The sequence below is a fragment of the Nitrospira sp. genome (assembly GCA_015709715.1).
Taxonomy (GTDB): domain Bacteria; phylum Nitrospirota; class Nitrospiria; order Nitrospirales; family Nitrospiraceae; genus Nitrospira_A.
Map to the genome: position 1 here is coordinate 3,353,932 of CP054184.1, position 20,938 is coordinate 3,374,869.

Annotated in this window: 14 protein-coding genes and 1 CRISPR repeat array (1 of these 15 cut by a window edge); of the genes, 9 read left to right on the top strand and 5 right to left on the bottom strand. The window is 58.7% G+C overall.

The annotated features are described in order from the left end of the window. A CRISPR array of direct repeats spans positions 1-322; the repeat unit is 36 nt; unit sequence GTTGTGGGTTGCATGCAGGCATCGGTCAGCTACATT; it begins 1,562 nt to the left of the window's first position. A 48-nt stretch (positions 323-370) separates the two neighbouring features. From cas2 to HRU82_16150, 5 genes are all read right to left on the bottom strand, one after another. Next, the gene (gene cas2 / locus HRU82_16130) at positions 371-700 is read right to left on the bottom strand and encodes a CRISPR-associated endonuclease Cas2 (GenBank protein QOJ36374.1); all 330 of its coding nucleotides are present in this window, start codon (positions 698-700) and stop codon (positions 371-373) included. After that, a complete protein-coding gene (gene cas1, locus HRU82_16135; GenBank protein ID QOJ36375.1) occupies positions 697-1,578 on the bottom strand; it encodes a type II CRISPR-associated endonuclease Cas1 in 882 nt (293 codons plus the stop codon). Before cas1 ends, cas2 begins: the two co-directional genes overlap by 4 nt. Beyond that, positions 1,571-4,543 carry a type II CRISPR RNA-guided endonuclease Cas9 gene (gene cas9, locus HRU82_16140; protein ID QOJ36376.1) on the bottom strand — a complete coding sequence of 991 codons (2,973 nt, stop codon included), beginning with the start codon at positions 4,541-4,543 and terminating at the stop codon, positions 1,571-1,573. The genes cas1 and cas9 overlap by 8 nt, the downstream gene beginning before the upstream one ends. A gap of 659 nt (positions 4,544-5,202) precedes the next feature. Further along, complete coding sequence (locus HRU82_16145) at positions 5,203-6,324, bottom strand: hypothetical protein (GenBank protein QOJ36377.1); 1,122 nt, start codon at positions 6,322-6,324, stop codon at positions 5,203-5,205. A 2-nt stretch (positions 6,325-6,326) separates the two neighbouring features. Then, positions 6,327-8,141, bottom strand: a complete 1,815-nt coding sequence (locus tag HRU82_16150; protein QOJ36378.1) for an APC family permease — start codon at positions 8,139-8,141, stop codon at positions 6,327-6,329. A gap of 361 nt (positions 8,142-8,502) precedes the next feature. On the opposite strand from HRU82_16150, the gene HRU82_16155 reads away from it, so the two are divergent. The 9 genes from HRU82_16155 to HRU82_16195 all read left to right on the top strand — a co-directional run bounded on the left by HRU82_16155 (position 8,503) and on the right by HRU82_16195 (position 20,917). Further along, on the top strand, positions 8,503-13,368 hold the full coding sequence (locus HRU82_16155; protein ID QOJ36379.1) for a multicopper oxidase domain-containing protein: 4,866 nt from the start codon (positions 8,503-8,505) through the stop codon (positions 13,366-13,368). Positions 13,369-13,529: 161 nt separating this feature from the next. Continuing rightward, positions 13,530-14,438, top strand: coding sequence for a carboxypeptidase regulatory-like domain-containing protein (locus tag HRU82_16160; GenBank protein QOJ36380.1), 909 nt, complete (start codon positions 13,530-13,532; stop codon positions 14,436-14,438). Positions 14,439-14,489: 51 nt separating this feature from the next. Continuing rightward, complete coding sequence (locus HRU82_16165) at positions 14,490-15,404, top strand: carboxypeptidase regulatory-like domain-containing protein (protein QOJ36381.1); 915 nt, start codon at positions 14,490-14,492, stop codon at positions 15,402-15,404. A 6-nt stretch (positions 15,405-15,410) separates the two neighbouring features. Beyond that, complete coding sequence (locus HRU82_16170; GenBank protein QOJ36382.1) at positions 15,411-16,046, top strand: hypothetical protein; 636 nt, start codon at positions 15,411-15,413, stop codon at positions 16,044-16,046. Positions 16,047-16,128: 82 nt separating this feature from the next. Then, the gene (locus HRU82_16175; protein QOJ36383.1) at positions 16,129-17,430 is read left to right on the top strand and encodes a HEAT repeat domain-containing protein; all 1,302 of its coding nucleotides are present in this window, start codon (positions 16,129-16,131) and stop codon (positions 17,428-17,430) included. Between the two features lie 203 nt (positions 17,431-17,633). Then, entirely contained in the window at positions 17,634-18,431 is a 798-nt protein-coding gene (locus HRU82_16180) for a hypothetical protein (protein ID QOJ36384.1), read from the top strand. 251 nt (positions 18,432-18,682) lie between these two features. Further along, positions 18,683-19,684, top strand: coding sequence for a methyltransferase (locus HRU82_16185; protein QOJ36385.1), 1,002 nt, complete (start codon positions 18,683-18,685; stop codon positions 19,682-19,684). Then, positions 19,677-20,393: a DUF420 domain-containing protein gene (locus HRU82_16190; GenBank protein QOJ36386.1), complete on the top strand. Its 717-nt coding sequence runs from the start codon at positions 19,677-19,679 to the stop codon at positions 20,391-20,393. The genes HRU82_16185 and HRU82_16190 overlap by 8 nt, the downstream gene beginning before the upstream one ends. Positions 20,394-20,452: 59 nt before the next feature. Further along, positions 20,453-20,917: a PCP reductase family protein gene (locus HRU82_16195; GenBank protein QOJ36387.1), complete on the top strand. Its 465-nt coding sequence runs from the start codon at positions 20,453-20,455 to the stop codon at positions 20,915-20,917. Positions 20,918-20,938 lie beyond the last annotated feature (21 nt).

Genomic DNA, 20,938 nt, shown 5'->3' on the forward strand with positions numbered 1-20,938 from the left:
TCGCGTGATGCGGATGTGTTCGGTTGTGGGTTGCATGCAGGCATCGGTCAGCTACATTGTACGATCATCGCGGATTTGCGTAATATGCGTTGTGGGTTGCATGCAGGCATCGGTCAGCTACATTACGACGACACGCGGATACAGGATGGTGCCAGTTGTGGGTTGCATGCAGGCATCGGTCAGCTACATTTAATCGCTTTGGTGAGATTCAGGGCGGATTGTTGTGGGTTGCATGCAGGCATCGGTCAGCTACATTGGATGTATCAGGCTGGATTGACCTTGCACCGTTGTGGGTTGCATGCAGGCATCGGTCAGCTACATTGATCCGTGCATAATGCACTGATTGGTCAGAAGAAAGCGCCGGGTTTGGTCAGAAAAAACTGACCTGATCCGGCGCTTTCTCGGTCGGGCCACGCAACTTTCCATTAAAGACCTTCATACGCTCGTACTGTTTATCCGTGATGGTGATCAACCGGACTTCCCCGTCGGGTGGAAGGCAACATTTCACTCTCGCTTCATGCACCAGAGCATTCTCGATGCTTGGGCAGTGCCGGGCATAGACGGAGAATTGCAGCATGGTGAAGCCATCGTCGAGCAGCGCATCACGAAAACTGCTGTACGCTTTGCGCGCAGCCTTTGTGTCTGTGGGCAAATCGAACATCGTTAGCACCCACACACTGCGGTAGCCTCCGAAGCTCATAATTCAGGGATCGCAAGGTGCCGGTCTTCTCCGCACATCACCTGTCGCAAGCTGGCGGCGTAATGATGCAGCGATTCCATGAGTGGCAATCGAAGACTGCCGATAGAACATGTCCTTGCCAGCAGTTCCAGAAGGGACTGCTTGTGTTCCTTGGTCAATCCCTCCTTCACCCCATTCCGTCCGAGGCGATAGACCGTCATGTCAACCTGTGGGCGAAGTGGCTCGACGAGATCGTCTGCCAAACAAAAGCTGTTGTATTGGTTGTGATGGTGCAGTCCAAACGACGGGTGCAAGCCGGCACCGACTAATGCCCGAGCACAGGCTGTTCGTACGATGGCGTATCCATAGTTGAGCAACCCATTAAGATGCTCCTCATCGTTCCCCCGGCGAAAATCCTCTCCAAACAACTGTTGCCAATAAAACCGTGCCGCTTGGGCTTCCACATTCGAGGGATCACCACTCCGAACCTTCGCTGCCATCGCGAGCAACGGCCCTGCCGAGCCTTTGGTGGATTGCAGCGTCCTTGCCTGTCCGGTGATTTTGGCACGAACAATGGCCTGCCAGAGTCGCTTGCGGACGGGTTCTGAAATCTTGATTTGTTGCGCCATCGTTCTGCTTTGTAGGCTATGACCATCGAGCGGCAACAACACCGCACCAGGCAGATGCTTGTCGTCACACAGCAGCACATGCACGTTATGCTTCCAGCAGGCGGACATGACAGCCTGCGTATAGGCAATTCCCTGGTGATCTAAGATCAGCAGGCCCAGGTCTTCCACCGGAACGGTCGCGGTTCCTTGCCCTTGCCGTTCAATCACCAACTGCTGATTGGACAGCGATAAGCGAGCAGGATTGCCTATCTCCACAATTCGCTTAATCATGAGCGGGTGAGACGTCTCCAAGCGCATTCACCTGAATCTTGCTGCATCTCAATGAAAGAACCGACTTCTGGTACTCGGAATCCCGTTCCGTCCTGGCATCTGCATGGTCCCTGAAATACACTCTCCCGTTAGACCCATCGAGTTTTTGGACCCGCATGAGCTTAACGCCTCCAGGATTTTCAATCTTTGCCAGATCATTGATGTAGAGAGACATTACAAAGGACCAACCCTCCCCGTAAGTCTTGCCTCCGTCCGCCCAGGGAGGCTGCCGTTGAACGATCGGCAGTTTTGCAATTCTCGCCCGTCGAGCCGCCTCCATCGTCGTGACGAAGATTCCCTGCCTCTTGCCTGTTGCCTGGTGCTCGATAATTTCTACATGATGGTTATTGCCATATTTAAAGAACTTGTATTCTGCTCCGTTACGATCTCGAACCGGAGCTACCGTCTCTCGACTCACCCTTGCTTTGATTCGGACCGAACGAATTGGAGTGACACCATCGACATGCCGGAGTGGATTGGTCGGATCGCCGAACGCACGCTTGATATCCCCTCCAGTCTCGTCCAGTCTCGCCGTTACCAGCTCCCTCACTGCTGCATCCCTGATCTGCGGAATGGCGGTTTCCTTGAAGCCACTGTCCAGCGGCACTCGGTAGACAAAACTCCTTGTCGCCGCGTTGTAGCCATAGGCCGTATCCTCGTGGAATGCATCGCGGATTTTATGCACCGGGGCGTGCGAGACAACAATGCTTTGAATCTTGTCGTTGACTGTGGGATAAAAATCCGGCCAGGGTTCACCGATGGGGAGACGGCGAAGAGACGCCGGACCATGCTGCTGAGCCGATAGCTTCGAAAGATGTTGAAACAGACGCCGACTCGTTAGGGCAATCACGACGGCATCGACTGCATGGTGTCGATGGTCGTTTCGATTCTTCTCTATTGCTCCGTCTCCCGCCAATATGCGATTGAGCCCCCAAGTATGTCTGAGCCAGGCTGTCGCTTCGCCTTTGGACACCTCGACGGTCACGCCGAGAGTGGCCAGATAATCTTTGACTTCCCGGCAGATGTAGCGCGTGTCATTGAGCTGTCGAGTGATGAAGCCCTCTGTGTCGATTTCCTTCTGTTCAAATCGCCTCCGCTTCGACCAGGGAAAACAGGGCAAAGCACGAATTCGCTGGAGGATATCCGCGTACTTTTCAGGGCTGGAAGAATATGCCTCATATGGCGACCTATTATGTTTGATCGTCCGGTTTTCGCGAGCCAGACAGAGCGTTTTGTTCATATAGGAATCGTCGAGCGTCCGACTGTAGGGCAGGATGTGCTCAATATCCACATCCTGAGAGAACAACATCGCTTCGCCAATCGGCTGCCCTGTATAGAGACAAACACCGCCAGCTTCTTTCCATAGCCGGTATTTCACCTTGTCGTCACGTGATGGCTGCTGAATGCCTCTGGCACGCAGCGCTTCCTCTGCCTGCTTGTTCAGACTTTCGTTTTGCTTAGCCTGTTTTGCGAGGGCTATCTTCTGGGCCTTGCTCAGTTTCATGTCTCGAGCCATCTCAACCCGTATGACCGACGGTTTCCCATATTGCCTGATGACGGTATTGACCACTTTCCTCGCCTCATACAGGGCCTTTTGTACAACGGGATTTCGGAGTTGCGGTGGATTGCCAAGCTTGGCAGCTCCGGTGCCACCCCCGCTGCCAGTATGGACGTAGCCTGCCGCAGCACAGGCCTTGTCGTAGGTCAGTCCTTGCTCCAAATGCGGAAGAACCTTTCTGATGGCTTTTAGGGAGAGTCGAAAGTAGCCGTCCTCCAATTCTATTTGGGCCAGGTTCTCGGCCAACTCTTTCTCGAGACCCCACCAAGTGTGCAGCCGATTCAACAAGCCGGCCTCATTTTCAATGGTCAGCAAATCGCACACCAATAGATCGCGCTGCTCTTTAGAGAGTTCATTCCATTTCTCGCCAAGAACCTTCCTCAACGCATAGGATGTTTGGTCTCCGAGCAGCTCTTCCTTTTTCCCTTCTTCCAGATTGAACAGCTCGCCCTCATGAAGCCCGAGTGTTCTTCTCGCTTTCTTCCAACTCACGGTTTTTTGCTGTTCCAAGAGACGCAGTAACTTGTCTCGTTCTCCTGAAGACAGGTGTCGATACTCGCGAGTTGTTGGCGATTTGATCTGAAGGTGATTCAGATCCTGCAAGAGTCGGAACCTCTGAGCGTCAGGCCAGGCACGGGACGCTCGAAATCGCCGCGGCTCGAACGTGCACCGGCCTACCGATCCACTTTTTACTTTCAACGGGCGCTGATGAAAAATGATGTTGTGGACGACGACCTTGAAATCCCTCGTCAAGATCGTTGGATGAAATCGGCTTTGCGACTCCCAGAGCAGTTCGAATTCTTGCCGGTACATTTCTCTTCCGGTATGCCGCTCGCGTTTCTTCTGCTGACCTGCGAGGAATTCGCCCAGTGTGCGACATCCCGCATTCTGAATTGCTTGCTGAAGCTGGGAGATGGCCTGTTTGATCTCTCCCTCTTCTTTTGGTTTGGATTTGCGGTTGCTCTCAAATCCTCTTCGATGGCAGAGATGAATGAGGACCCGGCCAAATTCATAAGGAATCAGAGGCTGGTCTAGCCCTTTCCGCCTGAGTTCGTAGGGGTTGCCTAATGCGTTGTAGTGTGATTCCGCACTCGTTCTGTCGAGCCAATCTGGCGGGAGGAGGCCGTTGCTGAGCAGCAGTCTGAGTAGCTTTTCCCGGCGGCGACGACGGCGGGAGACCAATCGGCGGGCCATGCGCGCCGCACGTCTGGCTTGGTTCTTGGGTTTTCCTCTTACAGCATCCACAGCCTCCTGAAAGATGCGGACTCCGCAGGCTTCTACTCGAACTGGCCGGTCTTCTGCATCATGGTCGATAAGCGCCCACCCGATGGAATTTGTTCCCAGGTCTAGGCCAAGTGTCTGCGCCATCGCTTCCTCCCTCTTGCAACGTCATAACAACTTTGATAGGGTCAGCGCCGTTGTAGCTGACCGATGCCTGCATTGCTTCTCATAACAAGGAGTCTTCCTTGAGTGGAAGCTTCGCAGGATAGCCTCTTCGGAGGTAAACCTTCACGCCTCTCCCACAAGGAGGGGCGTTTTTATTTTGGGTGAGTGACGTATACGCAACCCCTGTTTGAAAAATATGATCTGGTTCTGACTCGTATCTTGATCCATGAGTGACCGTAAAACAGGCCGCCCTTCGTTCTCCAAATCAGGGTTTTGGGGCTACAACCTTGCCGTTTTTCCACACATACAGCGGAGTGCGGTGCACCCGGGCTATTTGACGAGCCACCTTTGCCGCACATCGCAACGCTCGGCCTACATCTCGCATAAAGGTCTCGCGTCGTAGTCGTTCATCGGCTGTCGGCATGGCATCCTCCTTCCTAGGCCTGGTTGCCGGGTTTGCTGCCGGCAAGTCCTCATGGGTTGCGAGAGGCTACCATGGCCGCGTGACATCCGAGGTCACTGTCCGCCATATTTTTTGCTTGGTGTCGGACGCTAATCCAGTGAATAGTTGCGAGGGGTAAACGAGGCGGCTCACGCAAGGGGAGCGTCGATTACGGCGGGAGTGTTTGAGGAGGAGGCCCTTACGGCTCGACGGTCACGTCCACATAGGCCGGGACGCTGTCCGCGCCTTTCTTGTCCGTGACGCGCAGTTTGAAGCGGAAGGTCCGTTTCTCCGACACATAGGGGGCGGTGAAGGAGGGTTCGGGCATGTTGACGTCGAGCATCGCCACTTTGCTGCCTCGCACCTGGCTCCAGGCGTAGAATAGGGCCTCGCCTTCCGGATCGCGGCTCTGCAACCCGTTCAATCGGACTTTCGTTCCGGCCTTCACGGTCTTGGCCGTACCGGCGTCCGCAATCGGAATCTCATTGGGCTCGGGGTTCACCTCCACGCGAATGTCGAGCGTCGCCTGTTTCCCGCGATTGGTCACGGTCAAGGTGGTTTTGCCGTTGCCGGTGATCTGGAGCAGGCCCTCGGGCAGTACCTTCAGCACCTGCTCGTCGCCGGATTGATAGATGGTGCCGGTACTGGGGGAGGAGAGGGGCCGTGCGATGCCGTCGGCGAATTCCCCGACTACCGGCAGTTCGAAGACCTTGCCTAGCGAGTCGACGTGGCCATAGGCTGAGGATTGCCCGGCGCGTCCGAGTTGTAAGGGTTTCTCGGTTTCGAAATCGATCGACAACAACTCCGCCTTGGGTTGGACTGTGACGAAGACTTCGTCGAACATGGTCTTGCGGCCCAACCGCCCTTGTGAGATGTCGGCGACGGCCAGAAGCCGCATCCGTCCAATCGATTCTGCCGGGATCGGTAATGTGCCGCCATAGGGCGGCTGGTGATCCACCGTTGAGGTCAGTGCGGGTAATGCCACGACCGGCGCCCCTGTGATGCTGTCCTTCTGCCAATACTTCTCGGTCGCCATCCCGCCCTGCGACGATTTGGTTGTGCGTTCCTCTCTCTGCTCCACGAGCGCGTCCATCTGGTCCTGGTACCAGTAATACCGGACCTCGACCAGCCCGGCTTCCTGACCAGCCTCGATTTCCGCCGACACCGACTGCCCGGAGGCCAATGTCGATCCGTCGGCGGGCGAGACGATGCGAAACGCGTGGGCTTCTCCGGCCGTCAGGCCGACGAGCAACCCGCCCATCCACAAGGAGAGCGCCGCGCCGATCCAAATTCGGGAGGGGGTGGGTGTGGAGGTCTGCATGGTTACCTCGTCAAATGGAAGGGGACGTCGGTGAGAATGACGCGGTCCTTGAACAGGAGGGCGCCCTTCAGCATCAGCGCCCGTTGATTGTGAAGGATGTTCTGCCACCAGCGGGCCGGGAGGATTTCGGGAATCACGACGGTGACCCAACATTCCTGATCCTTCTGCAACAGTTCTTCGATGTGTTCCAGCAGCGAGCTGAGGACGGAGCGGTAGGGCGAAGGCAGGACGGTAATGGGGACGCCGCAGCCCCATTGGGCCCACTGGATTTCGGTTCGCGCCGTTTCTTCCGGGTCGACGTCGACGAGCACGGCCCGGATGTCGCCGGAACGGCTGCGCGCATAATCCACCGCCCGGATCACCGCGCGATTCACCCCGCTGATGGGCAGCACGACGATGTTGCGCCGCGGCAGGGGGGGACGGTGCCCCCGCGCGAGCGCCACCTGTTCGGCCACGGCTTTGTAATGGGAACGGATCGCGCGAAACATCATGATGAGCAACGGAATCAGAACGATGACGATCCATGCGCCATGCGTGAACTTGGTGCTGGCGATGATTACGGTGGCGATGGCGGTCGTGACGGCGCCGATCCCGTTGACCAGAAGCTTTTTCTCCCAATGGGGGCCCTTCTTGACGAGCCAGCGTTTCACCATCCCGGCTTGCGAGATGGTGAAGGAGAGAAACACGCCGACCGCATAGAGGGGGATCAGCGCGTGGGTGTCCCCCTTGAAGAGAATGATCAGCAGGCAAGAGAAGACGCCCAGAATGATCACGCCGTTCGAGAAGACGAGGCGGTCTCCCATCATCGACATTTGGTGCGGCATGTAGCGGTCGCGCGCCAAGATCGAGGCCAGGCGGGGAAAGCCGTTGAAGCTGCTGTTGGCGGCCAAGATCAAAATGAGCATCGTGGAGGCCTGCACCAGGTAGTACACCGCCCCGGTGCCGAACGTGGCCCTGGCGATTTGCGAGACGACGGTCTCGTCCGGTTTCGGCACGATCCCGTAATAGTAGGCCAGGCTGCTGATACCGATGAAGAGGGTGCCGAGGATCGCCGCCATGCCGATCATGGTGAGCGCGGCGTTTTTGGGTTCGGGTTTCTTGAAGGCGGAGACGCCGTTGGAAATGACCTCGACTCCCGTGAGGGCCGTACAACCGGACGAGAAGGCGCGCAACAGGAGGAAGAGGGTGAGGGGTTCCGCGGCGGCCAGGCTCGGCGGTGGTTCGGTGCGCGTGGCGTATCCGAGCAGAATCTGGAGGATGCCGACACCCAGCATGGCGGTGATGGCGGCGATGAAGACATAGGTCGGCACGGCGAAGAATTGCCCGGATTCTCGGACTCCGCGCAGGTTGACGATCAGCACGAGCAGGATGGCGGCCAGGCAGAGTGCTTCCCGATGGGGGAGAAGCGACGGCACGGCAGACGTAATCGCCGCCATCCCTGCCGCCACGCTGACCGCGACGGTTAAGACATAGTCGATCATGAGCGCGGCGGCGGCTACCAAGCCGGGCCATTCGCCCAGGTTCGATTTTCCGACAATGTAGGCTCCGCCGCCCTCCGGATACTCAAAGATAATCTGGCGGTACGACATGGTGAGAATGGCCAACAGTCCGATGATCGACAGGCTGAGCGGAATCGAGTAGCCCACCATGGCCGTCCCGGCGAGGATCAACACCAGGAGGATTTCCTCCGTCGCGTAAGCCACGGAAGAAAGGGCGTCCGAAGAAAAGACGGCGAGGGCAAGGCGCTTGGACAGGCGTTCATGCGCGGCTTGCTTCGTCTTGAGAGGCAGGCCAACGAGCCAGCGTTTCAAGATCATGGGTCGATTATGCCCTAAGTGGCAGAACAGAGACAATGGAGCGGCGGCCGTCGCGCACTCGGCTGGGGCTGAACCGCTGCGAATCGGACGTCTCGCGTGGCCGATGGATTATTCTGAGACGCTGATCATGAACGATGCATGAAGATCCGATGAAAGGGTGTCCAAAGGGGTTGACAGAGACCCTGGACTTCAGTACTCTTCCGCCCGAGTTTTTTCAAGGCCGTAGCCTACGTACGCCATGACGTAGGAGCATCGTCCGAACATGTTCCACCTGTGCTGAGGTTTTCTATGTCCTGCCTGTAACAGGCTCACAACAGTTTTCATCCGTTCCTTTCTCAACTCTATCCAAGGAGGCCGGTCCATGGATTGTCATTGGTTGACACGTGTCACATCACGCGCGCTCAGCGTCATTGCTGGCGGTGCGTTGGTGTGCCTGCCGCTGGCCGCATCGGCTGAATCTCAGCCGCATGCGGCCCATGCAGCGCCGCAACAGACGGCGATGTCCCATCAACTCCCGTCGTGGGCGGAACAGCTGAAGGGGCAGACGATCATCGAGGATGCGATGGGCGGCAAGCCCGAGCGGTCCGCGATGGTCGAACAGCAGCATCAGCGCATCATGGAGCACCTGAGCCATGACCCGCAGGTGCAACAAGTCAACACGGGTATGTTCAATACCCAGACCATGATGCACCAGTATGGCGCGGGCGGTCAGGACATGCTCCTGATGTCCGATCCGCGCATCGAGCCCGTGTCGCTGAACGGGGTGGGGAAGTGCCCCGCCACGGCGCCGGTGAAGCAGTACAACGTGTCGGCGATCAACGTCGAGATCACCCTGAATCAGTGGCTCGACTTCTATCCCGGCTACATGTACACGCTGGACGAGAATCTCGACCAGGTGCGCGCGGAAGAGACCAAGAACCGGGACGCCCGTGAGAAGGAAGGCTTTGACCCGGGCGCGGTGATTCCCGGCGTGCAGGCCCAGTGGATCCAGCCGCTGACGATCCGCGGCAACCAGGGCGACTGCGTCAAGATCAAGCTGACCAACAAGTTAGAAGGCGGCGAGGACGTCAGCCTCCACATCCACGGTTCCAGCATGGTGGTGAGTGCGACCGGCGCGTCGGCCACCACGACCAATCCCGACAGCATTGTGGCCAAGGACAAGAGCGGCGAATTCGAGTGGTACATCCACCCGAGCACGCAGGAAGGGGTGCGGCAGTTCCATACCTTCGCCAACGACCGCGAACTCACGGTGATGGGGCTCTTCGGGTCCTTCGTGGTCGAACCGCGCGGCTCTGAATATCTGGAGCCGTTGGGAACGGGCGATGCGACCCCGGCCACGAGCGGCTGGCAGGTGATCATCAAGAACGGCACCGGTCCGGACTTCCGCGAATTCGTGCTGTACTATCACGAAGTCGGCGACGAAGCCTTCCGCCCGGTGAACAAGAAGGGCGACTTCCTGCCGCAGCGCGATCCATTGACGGACGCCTATCGTCCGGGTGGCCGTGCGATCAACTATCGCAGCGAGCCGTTCGGCATCAACAACATGCACGTGCAGCACGAATACTTCGGCTTCGAGGACGAGTCGATGGGGTACAGCTCGTACACCTTCGGTGACCCGTCCCCGACGATTCCGCGCTCCTACATGGGCGACCCGGCGAAGTTCCGCCTGGTCCATGGCGGATCCGAAGTGTTTCACAGCCACCATCCGCATGGCGGCACCATCCGCTGGCCGCGCAGCCCACGTGCCATCGACGACATGAATCTGTGGACGACCAGCGCCAACGGGCCGGTGAAGTACCCGGTCATTCGCGCCAAGACGGACCGTGTGGACGTGGAAGTGATCGGGCCGTCGGAAGCGTTGGACCTCGAGACGGAGTGCGGTTCCGGTCTCTGTCAGCAGCTGGCCGGTGACTTCCTCTTCCATTGCCACGTGGCGCACCATTACGTGGCGGGCATGTGGGGCTACTGGCGCGTGTACAACACCCTGCAGCAGGGTGATCTGCGGAACGATGTGATGCCGGATCTGCGCGAGTTGCCGGACCGGAAGGGGCGCATCAAGGCTCCGATCACGTCGGACAAGTTGGTCGGCCAGACCGTCGATTGGTTCGGCAAGTCCTTCAAGATCGTCGAGAAGGGCAAGAGCGATTGGAAGTCCAATCCTGCCACCATCACCATCAAGGATTGGGTGGAGATGCAGTTGCCCACCATGGGCAAGCCGGGCCACAAGAACGACGAAAAGGGTCAGATCATTTCGTACGATGCCACCGTGTTGGATTGGGCTTGGGAAGGCACCCGCGCCATGAGCGAGCCCGAGAGCACGATCGACAACCCGAAGTACAAGTCCACCCACCCGGGCAAGCGGCATCCGATCACGTTCGAGCCGTTGACCGGAAAGGTGGCGTGGCCGCACTTGACGCCGCACTTCGGCAAGCGCGTGATGTTTGCGCCGAACCATGTCGGCGCGCCCTGGTTGGAAATGATCCGCCGGGATGCGAACGGCGAGGAGAGCGTGGATCAGGCGTTGCCCGGTGAAAACGGCAACTGGAGTCTCTGTCCGGCCAATGCCGGACGGAAAAACTACAATGTCCACTTCATCAAGCTCCCGATCACGATCGCCAAGAAGACGGGCAAGGAGCCGCCGGTGGTCGATCCGAACGGATTGATCTTCGTGCTCCATGAAGAGGAAGCGGAGATTCGCAAGAACGATGACTTGAAGTACCCGCTGGTCGTCCGCGGCAACATCTACGATTGCGTGGATTGGACGTTGACGAGCGAGTGGGATGACGACGACTACACCAACTTCCAGTCGTCGAAGATCAACACGCACTGGCACTTCCTGCAGTTCGACAACCAGGCGTCGGACGGCGTGATCACCGGCTTCTCCTATGAACAGTCGGTGCGTCCGTTCACGATGCTGGAGAAGAAGAATCCGAAGGGGTTGCCGGTTCCGATGAACACCGTGTTCACCGCCGCCGCCAAGAAGGGCGCGACGACGATTACGGTGAAGAATGCCAAGCAGTTCCATGTCGGCACGCTGCTCCTCGTGGGCGCCGACAACGTGAAGGGCAATGAAATTTCCCGCATCAAGGCCATCAACGGGAACACGATCACGTTGGCCAAGGGCCTGAAGCACGATCACCCGGTCAACGACATCGTGACCGTCGAGTTCGTGCGGCAGCGGTTCTGGGTCGATGCGGACGTGGGCACCGTGTTCTGGCATGACCATGCGTTCGGTGCGACCACCTGGCCGCACGGTGGATTCGGGACCTTCATCGCCGAGCCGGTCGGGTCGACCTATCATGACCCGAAGACCGGGAAGTTGGTGTGGAGCGGACCGATCGCGGACATTCATACCAGTGAGCCGGTGGGCCATGGCGTGAACAACAGCTTCCGTGAGTTGATGGTGCAGGTGCATGACACCGTGCCCCATACCGTCAACATCGTGACGGCGGGCAATCCTCCCGGGCAGCCGATCGAAGTGGCGCTCGAGGCAGGTAAGACCGTGTCCTTTGCCATGCCGGAGAAGATCTACATGACGCCGATGCCGTTCCTGAACGGTGGTACCCACACCACGGGCAGCGGCTTGAACTTCAGGGCGGCGCCGATCGCTCAACGGTTGGCGACCAATCCTGACGTGTCACAGGTCTTCAACAGCCAGATCCATGGCGACCCGTATACGCCGACGCTGCGTGCCTATGTCGGCGACACGATGGTGTTCCGTCTCTTGCACACGCTCATGAACGAGTCGATGGTCTGGACGCTGTCCGGCCACACGTTCTGGACCGAGCGGTATGCCCCGGATGCCAATCGGAAGAACTCGATCCATATCGGCATTGCGGAGCGTTATGACCTTGTGGTGCCCGAAGCGGGTGGCAGCCGGCACCTGGCCGGTGACTACATCCACTTCAACGGCCGGTCCTCGAAGTTTTCCGAGGGCGGCTGGGGCATCATCCGCGTGTACGACAAGGAGCAAGCAGATCTGAAGAAGCTGCCCGCGGGCTTCTCCAACAAGGGTGAAATGCCGAAGGCCTTGCCGGTGTGTCCTGGTGATGCTCCGGTGAAGCACTTCAACGTCGTCGCCATGGACTTCCCTGGTATGAAGTTCAACGCGAAGGCGCCGGATGAAATCGAAGTGGACTTTGAGCGCAAGATTCTCACGAACAATCCCGAGGCCAAGATCTATGCCTTGGAGGAGGACACAGCGAAGGTGGCGAGCGGCGCACAGCCGATGCCGTTGACGTTGCGTGTGAATGCCGGTGACTGCGTCAAGGTGCACTTGAAGAACAAGATGAAGGACAGCAAGGCGTCCTTCTCCGCGATCGGCCTGGCCTTCGATCCGAAGGATTCCATGGGCGCGAACGTGGGGAACAATCCCGGCGACCAGACCGTGGCGCCGGGCGGTGAGCGCGACTACACCTACTACGCGGATCCCTTCAACGGCGAAACCACGTCGCTGGTGTGGGATTGGGGCAATGTCATGACCAATCCGCGGAACGGGTTGTTCGGCGCCATCGTGGTCGGTCCGAAGGGATCGAAGTACCGCGATCCGAAGACCGGAGCCGACCTGTCCACGAAGAATGCATGGGCGGCGGACGTGATCATCGACCGGTCCATTCCGGGCAATGAAACGCGCGCCAACTACCGTGACGTGGCGTTGTTCTTCCAAGACGAAGACAACATCATCGGCACGAGCTTCATGCCGTACGTGCAGAACGTGGCGGGTCTGACCGGCGTCAACTATCGGTCGGAGCCGTACAAGTACCGTGAAGAGCAGGGTTGCTCGCTCGGCAAGGTGTTCCAGCCTTGCAAGGCGGACAAGCCTGAGGATCCTGCAACCCCGATTATCGAGGCGCATGCAGGCGATCCGGTGCGCATTCACGTACTGGGTGTGAGCAACGAGCAGAACGGCATGTTCAGCGTCGAGAAGCACGAGTGGCCGATCGAGCCGTTCATGCGCGGCGCGGACCAGATCAGCGTGGTGGAGTACTCTGGTTCCGAGGTGTTGGATGCGTTCATCCCGTCCGCGGGTGGCATCTACCGTCTCCCGGGTGACTATGTGTACAGCAACCAGCGGTTGCCGTACTCGCAGTCCGGTCAGTGGGGCTATGTCCGTGTGTTGCCGTCCGGTGATACGCGGTTGCTGCCCTTGGCCGGTACCGGTGCCGGAACCAAGAGTGCTGCGGTCGAGCAGCCGACGGTGCAAGCGATTCCTGTCGCTGCGCAGTAAGCCGACGACCACTCTCGATCGGTGAGAGTGAAGGGGGGAGCCTTTTCAGGCTCCCCCCTTTTGTTATGCGCAGGGGATTGTGTATGATCAAAACAATGCATTTCGGGCGCAGTTGCCCATCAGGTCGTAATTGATCACCTGCACATTATCGGAGGAATGACATGCGATTGGCCGGCCTTGTCATGTTCTGCACACTTACCGTCTGGGGGACTGCATCGTGGGCTTATGAGGAAATCACGGTTTCAGACGGCGGAACGATCACCGGAATCGTCACGATGACGGGAGGGAAGCCCACCCCGAAAGGATATAACCTGATTACCTACCCCGACCCGGTGTATTGCGGTCGCATTTCGACGGGGACGGGTTGGCGGATTCTCGACGAATTTTCGCTCAATTCCCGCAGCGGGCTGAAGGATGCCGTTGTGGTCCTGACCGACGCCAAGAAGGGAAAACCGTTCAAGTTCGAACCTCTGACCATCGAAGCCCGTGATTGCCGGTTTCTGCCCTTCGTGACCGTGGTGAAGGACGGGTCCGAGGTGGTGGTCATGAACATGGACCCCGTCATGCACGACATCCAGGCCTACGAGACGTCGCAGTTGGGGCCCCGCGTCCTGTTCAACACTCCGTTGCCCATGAATCCGCACCATAAGCGCCTGGTCAATGCGGAGAGTCATGAGCACCTGGCGGGAGAACCGGTCAAGGAATTGATTCGCATGACCAAGGGACGGCGGATGTTCGTGATGCAATGCGGTTTCCACGCCTATATGGAAAGTTGGGGCTTTGCTGTCGACAACCCGTACTACGCCCTGACCGGAGAAGATGGCAGCTTTACCCTGACCGATGTGCCGCCTGGTGAATACACCCTCATGGCCTGGCATCCGGGGGTCGGGACCATGTTGCAGAAGAAAATCACGGTCACTGAAAAGGGCACGACTGCTGTGGACTTCGGCTTCACCGCCCCGCTTGGTCGCCGCAGCGTCCACGAGATTGCAGAGAATCCCCACTATGGGCCGGAGTCGCTGGGAAAGGTGGTGGACATCCGCCCGACATTACAACTGCAGGTGCCCTGAGCCCTGCTCGAACGGAAAGAGAGGAGCATGATGACGTCCATACGATCTGGCATGACTCGTTCGATCGCGTTCGCGGCACTCTTGGTGTGGTTCTGTCAGATCGTTCCGTCTGCGTTCGCCTATGAAGTGATCGACGTGCAACATGGCGGAACGCTCGATGGCAAGGTGACGTTGTCCGGGCCCATCCCCGAACCGAAGGGGTTTAATCTAATTACGTTTCCGGACCCGACCTATTGTGGGCGGATCTCTAACGGGAAGGGGTGGCGGTTGCTGCGTGACTTTATCGTGAGCACCGATGGCGGGCTCAAGAACGTCATCGTGACGCTCGAAGGGGTTGAATCCGGGAAGCCGTTCGATATGTCCGTGCCGTTGATCGAGGCGCGCGATTGTCTGTTCGAGCCGTGGATCACCATCGTGCGGAACGGCCATGCCGTGGAAGTGGTGAATATGGACCCGGTCATGCATGACATTCAGGGATATGAGACGTCCCTTGAAGCCGGCGCGCGGGTGTTGTTCAATACGCCCCTCATTTTGAACCATCAACACCAGCGTGGGAACATGCGGGCGGTGCACAACCATGCGCCGGGGAAGTCTCTCGTTGGGCCGATCTATCTGAACAAGGGACGCCGGACGTTCTATATGCAGTGCGGGTTTCACGCCTACATGGAAAGTTGGGCCATGGCCGTGAACAATCCCTATTATGCGGTGACCGACGACAAGGGTGCCTTCCGGATCGAAAACGTTCCGCCCGGCACCTATCAGATGGTTGTGTGGCATCCCCAGGCGGGACCCGGTGTGACGCGCACCGTCACCATCGGTCCTGACGGAACTACGACCGAACAGGTCGCGCTCCCGGCTCCGAAGGGGAACAGAACGGCTTACAAGGTGATGGACAATCCACGTTTCGGGCTCGAGTCCCTGGGACATCCCGTTGAAATCGATCCCCTCGTCGAGCATCAACAGTAAGCCGCCATGGGGCGCCTCTTCCGATGGGCACTCAGAGGCCTCCTTGCAATCTGGCTTTTTGTGGTGGCGAGCCCTGTTGTCGCGGAGGATGGTTCGAGCCGGTCGCCGACGGCGGGGCAGGCCGAATTTTCCGGCACCGTGACGAAGCAGGTTGAGGGTCGCCGTTTCGAGGCGCAGGTTTTTGCCAAGGGCGATCGCATGCGATTGGAGTACAAGTATGCGATCAAGACGGAGCTTGGCTATTCCACCATCGAAATCATACGCTTGGATCAACGAGAGACCTGGTACCTTCTCGCGCGACGCAAACAGATCCTGGCCGTCCCCGTCAAACCGGAAGAGATCCTGCCACTTCAACCGCACCTTCCAGGCGAGCAGAGCAGAACCCTGATCGGGGATGCCACAACGATCGGGCGCCCCTCGAGACTGTTCGAGGTACGTGTGGACTACAATGGTCGCAATGAACGGCTCTACGAATGGGTGGATGCCGAGACGGGGGTCGTGCTCAAGTTAGTCAGTCAGGACCGCGATTGGTCGGTCGAATATCAACGCATCCGGTATTCTCCTCAACCTGATTATTATTTTGAGCAGCCGACCGGGTATCAGCGCTGGGTTCCACCGTCAACCAGCGGAGAAAGAGGGTAAGGGGCCTGTGAGACAACGATTGCGACCGCTATTGTGTGTGCCCGTCATTCTTTTCAGTATCGGGTTCTGGGGGGGGGCTGGGATGGCGTCCGCGGCCTCTCTGAAAGAGGTCCAGGCTGCATTCGATAGAAAGCAGTATCAGGAGGCTGTGGATCTTGCCGATCGCACTGCTAACGAAAAAGCCGCCTCGCCTGATGTCCGGCGGATCAAGACTCGCTCCCTGATTTTCCTGGGCAAGCCGAAGGATGCCTTGATCGAATACGAAAAGTTGGAGCAGGACCTCAAGCGGGAGGATCGGACTCTCTTGCGGGACGTGGCACTGGGGTTCGTGTACGTGCTGGTGAAGGACATGCGGGAACAGATGCGTGGCGCCGCCTATACGGCGCTGAAAGATGTGGATTCTCCGGAGACCATTCCTGCCTTGGAAGATGGATTGAGCGACGGGTCTGGACTGGTACGTGCGTTGGCGGCTGAGGCGTTGGGCAAGCTCGAAGCGGGCCGGCGGTCGCCACGGCTGCGCAACGCCTTGGAGGACCAGGCGGGGATGGTCAAGGCGGCGGTCCTGAAGGTATTGGGAAAGAGCGGTGATCGTTCCGTCATTCCCTTGCTGGAGCAAGCGCTCAAGGATGAGCAGGCACTGGTTCGCCTGGCAGCGGCGGGCGCGCTGTACCATACGGGGCGAACTGCCATGTGGGAAACTGTGCGGCAGGCTGCGGCTGCACAAAATCCGGAGGAGCGCGCCACGGCCCTCCGGTTGGTCGGGGACCTCAAGGATGCCCGCGGGTTGCCGATTCTTCAGGAGGCCATCACCAGCACCCAACCGTCGGTACGTGGAGCGGCTGCCGCCGCGCTGGGGGAGTTGGGAAAGGTGCAAGGGATTCCGGCCCTGGAGCAGGCGCTGGAGGACAAGATTCCTGCTGTGAAGACGTCGGCAGCGATCAGTCTCGGCGAGTTGGGAGTCAAGGATTCGCTGGGGGCACTGCGGAAGGCGCTGACCGATCCGAATCCGGTGGTCAAGGCGGCGGTCGTGTCCGCATTGCTTCGAGTGGGGGAGCCATTCGATACCGTTGCGAATGACCTCTATGACCTGGCTCAAAATAATGATCCCGGAACCAGGTCGGCCGTCGCCAAGGCGGTGGGTCGTGCCCGTGGGAGCAACCGACAAGCGGCGGTGGAGTTTCTTTCGGGAATGCTGAAGGATCCGATTCCTCGCCCGCGCATCGCCGCCGCGAGGGCCTTGGGGCAGATCGGGGGGACGGATCTCCTGCCGATTTTGAAGGCGGCGCTGCATGATGAGGATGATGCCGTCCGAGCGACTGTGGGCGGGGCGATCGCCCGTATTCTCGGGCACCAGAAGGCAGCGGCTAATCCCGCGAAATCTTGAGGTCCGAATGGCTGGATTTCAAGTTGACAGGGTGAGTAAGATTCCAGTATAGACAATCGTTCAGAGGCCGGGTCGTAGGTCAGCGCAGAGCTACGTCAAGTGAACAAGATTGTTGAGGCGAGGGCATGGTCACCCGCCCTTATCTTTTTGAGTGGGTGTCGGAGTAGTTGTTCGGTTAATGTTCATCACAAGGAGGCAGTGACATGAAGAAGGGTGCGATGAAAGTTGTGTTCGGCGTTGCGGCCGCAGCGTTCTTGGCTGCGCCCCTCACCTCGTTTGCCGGAGGCACGATCTCCGGGAAAGTCACCTATCCCGGGAAGTCCGAACAGAAGGAATTCTCCTTCTCCAAGTTCCCGAACCCGAAGTTTTGTCCGAAGCACCCGAACAAGAGCCTGATGGATGGCGACAAGCGCTTCCTCAAGACCATCGAAGTCGGTAAGGATGGTGGCTTGAAGGGTGCGGTCGTTTCCGTCGTCGACGTTGAGGATCAGGCATTCCAGGATGGCTTCAAGGGCACGGACGTCGTGGCTGAGTTCTGCGAGTTCCTGCCGTTCAGCGGGGTGGTCGTGAACAACAAGCCGTTCCGCGCCGTCAACAACGATGCCGATCCTGATGATCCCAAGTCCACCCAGGGCGTGTTGCATAACCCGCACAGCTTCACGGTGAAGGGCTCCACCTCGGCCACCGGTTTCAACATCGGTTTGGCCAAGAAGGGTGACAAGTTGGAAAAGCCGGTCACTTTCCGTGGCGGCGCAGAGAAGTTGGGCTATTACCGGTTGCAGTGCGACCAGCATGAGTTCATGCAGTCCTTCTTCCTCCCGGTGTGGAATCCGTATCATGCGGTGGTGAAGGATGATGGTTCCTTTGAGATCCAGGGTGTGCCCGCCGGCAAGCACAAGGTGGTTGTCTGGCATCCGTTCGTCGGGAAGGGCAAGCTGAACGAGTTCGAGGTTGAGGTGGCGGAAGGCGGAACGGCCACCCTCAAGGCTGAGATCAAGTAAGCGCGTTTCTATCAAGCGGCGCAGTCCGCCGCGGAAGGGCAGTGGTCGGTCAGGCCACTGCCCTTTCTGCTTTTTGACCGTTGCGTATCTGCGCTATGCAGGGTGTCCGTTACGTAGCGAGGCCTCTCGGATGAAATCCGGCGGAGGCTCCTGACCACGAGCATTGGTGCGGGGTTGGTTGCCTTGCGTTTCTCTTTCTGAACTGGGTAAGATGCCGAATTTCAACACCGAATTCTCACAGTAGGTGATGTGTGCCACGTGAATTGTCTCTCGCTGAAGTCTTCCAGCTTGGTTACTACTGGGAGACCAAAATCCTTCTCACTGCGGTGAAATTAGACGTGTTTTCGGCTCTCGATGGCCGGGGTCGGACCGTCGACGAGGCAGCCGAAAAGTTAAACGCCAACCCTCGCGCCCTGGAACTGCTTCTCAACGCCCTGGTTGCGATCAGGCTCTTGCTCAAAACCGGTGAGGTCTATCAGAACACAGAGGTGGCTGCGGCGTATCTGGTGAAGCATGGGCCCCAATATATCGGGCATCTTCTGCTCCTTCACGATGCGGAATGGGGTAATTGGGGCAAGCTGGAGGAGGCGGTGAAGACCGGCCGCTCACCGGTGTCGCAGCACGTCTTCGAGACCGATCCGGCCTTGGGGGCAAACGTGCTGTCGGTCTTGCATCGCATCGGGCAACAAAGTGGGCCTGATTTCGCTAAACGGCTGGCACTTGATCAAGCCGGGACCATGCTGGACCTTGGAGGTGGGGCCGGGACCAACGCGATCGCCTTTTGCCGTGTGTATCCCACTCTGACGGCGACGGTGTTTGACCTGGCCACCACCTTGCCAGTGACCGAGCGAACCGTGAAGGAGGCCGGGCTGGAGGGCAGAATCACACTGAAGGCCGGAGATTTCAATCGAGACCCTCTGGGCGGACCCTATGATGTCGTGTTGATGTCGGACATCCTCCACTATCAGGACCTGGCGACCAATGCCGCCTTGGTGAAAAAAATCTACAGGCACCTCGCCCCTGGTGGACGGTTGATCATAAAAGACCGATTTTTGGATGCTTCGGGCACCAGCCCGGCCTGGACCGCCGCGTTTGCCGTTCATATTTTGGTGAATACGGAGCGCGGCAGCTGTTATCGCACGGGGGAAGCCATGCAGTGGATGCATGACGCCGGATATGTCTCGGTGGAGGAACTGGAGCGGACGGCCGTGGTGCAGGGCATCAGGCCGAGCGGCGAGGCCCATCATGTTTGAATTCCTGCGGCAGCCCGGTTTCTTCGGGACGCACGCCACGATAGGAGCGGACCTCAGCCAGCTGATGGCCACGCTCTTTACCGGCCTGTTCATCGTCGGATGGATTCAAGCTAAACAACATCGCGGGCATGGTCATCACTGGCTGATGCTGGGCGGCATGATCGCGATGGTGGGGTTTTTCACCGCGTATTACTTGTTTCGGCAACTCGGTGTCTTGGCCGTTGAAGGGAAGGAAGGATTCGGCGGATCCCAGGCCCTGTATGACTATGTGTTCATCCCCGTGCTGACGGTCCATATCATCCTCGTCATCATCGGGTTGGTGATGGCGGCGTATATGATCGTCTTGGGATTTCGGTCGCAACGCTTTCTGAACGGCGCGCGGGTACTCAATGAAGCTTTGTTGCAGACCTCCTGGGGCAAGGTGGGCGCCATTTTCGGCGCCCTGACCGTGATCGTGCTGCTTCTGTTCGGCTCGCGCGTGATGTCGGCCGGGTTTTCCATGCGCAAGTTGGAAGTCTACCTGGGATTCCTGATTTTGGTTGCGCTGGTCCTTGCGGTGGAGATGGCGATCCAGCGCATTTGGCCTGACGGCGCGAAGCGCCATCGCGCCTTGGGGCGATTCACCATGGTCATCTACTGCATCCTCTTCCTGACCGGCACCTTTACTTACGCGATGTTGTACATCCTCTATCCTGGAAAAATCGGATAACGGGCGGCCGAGAGGGGGAGGGTGGGCAGAAGATGCTGGTGTGCGGGTGCGGCAAGTGGATGCATACAGAAGGTGTCGAGGAGCGGGTCGGTGCGGGCCCTCCGACGTGGTTCGTACGGTGGGAGTGCCGCTCTTGTCGATGGATGGTCGGCCTCGACGTCCCAGCCGGACAAACCAACGGCCTCGTGGATCGCCTTCTGTGGAGTGATGATGCCCGGCATCGCTTGGACCGGCTCCCACCCTATGCGGCTCCGTTATTGCGTGAGTTGGTGGAGGGATTCGTCAGGGCGCGTGGACAGCGTGTCATCACGTACGACGCCATCGAGCAGGCTAAGACAGGGGACGTGGTGTCGTGGGATCCGGAAGCCGAGCGTCGTTTGGACAAGGTGCCGGCCCCGGTTCGCGCGATGGCACGCGTAGAGTTGGAGCGCACGGCCGTGGATCGGGGTTTGACGTGCGTGACCGTGGCCTTGATGGAAGAAGTGAAGGCCCGGTATTTCGGCATGGCGGCGCAACGATCGTAAACGATGGCAGACTCTGTACGG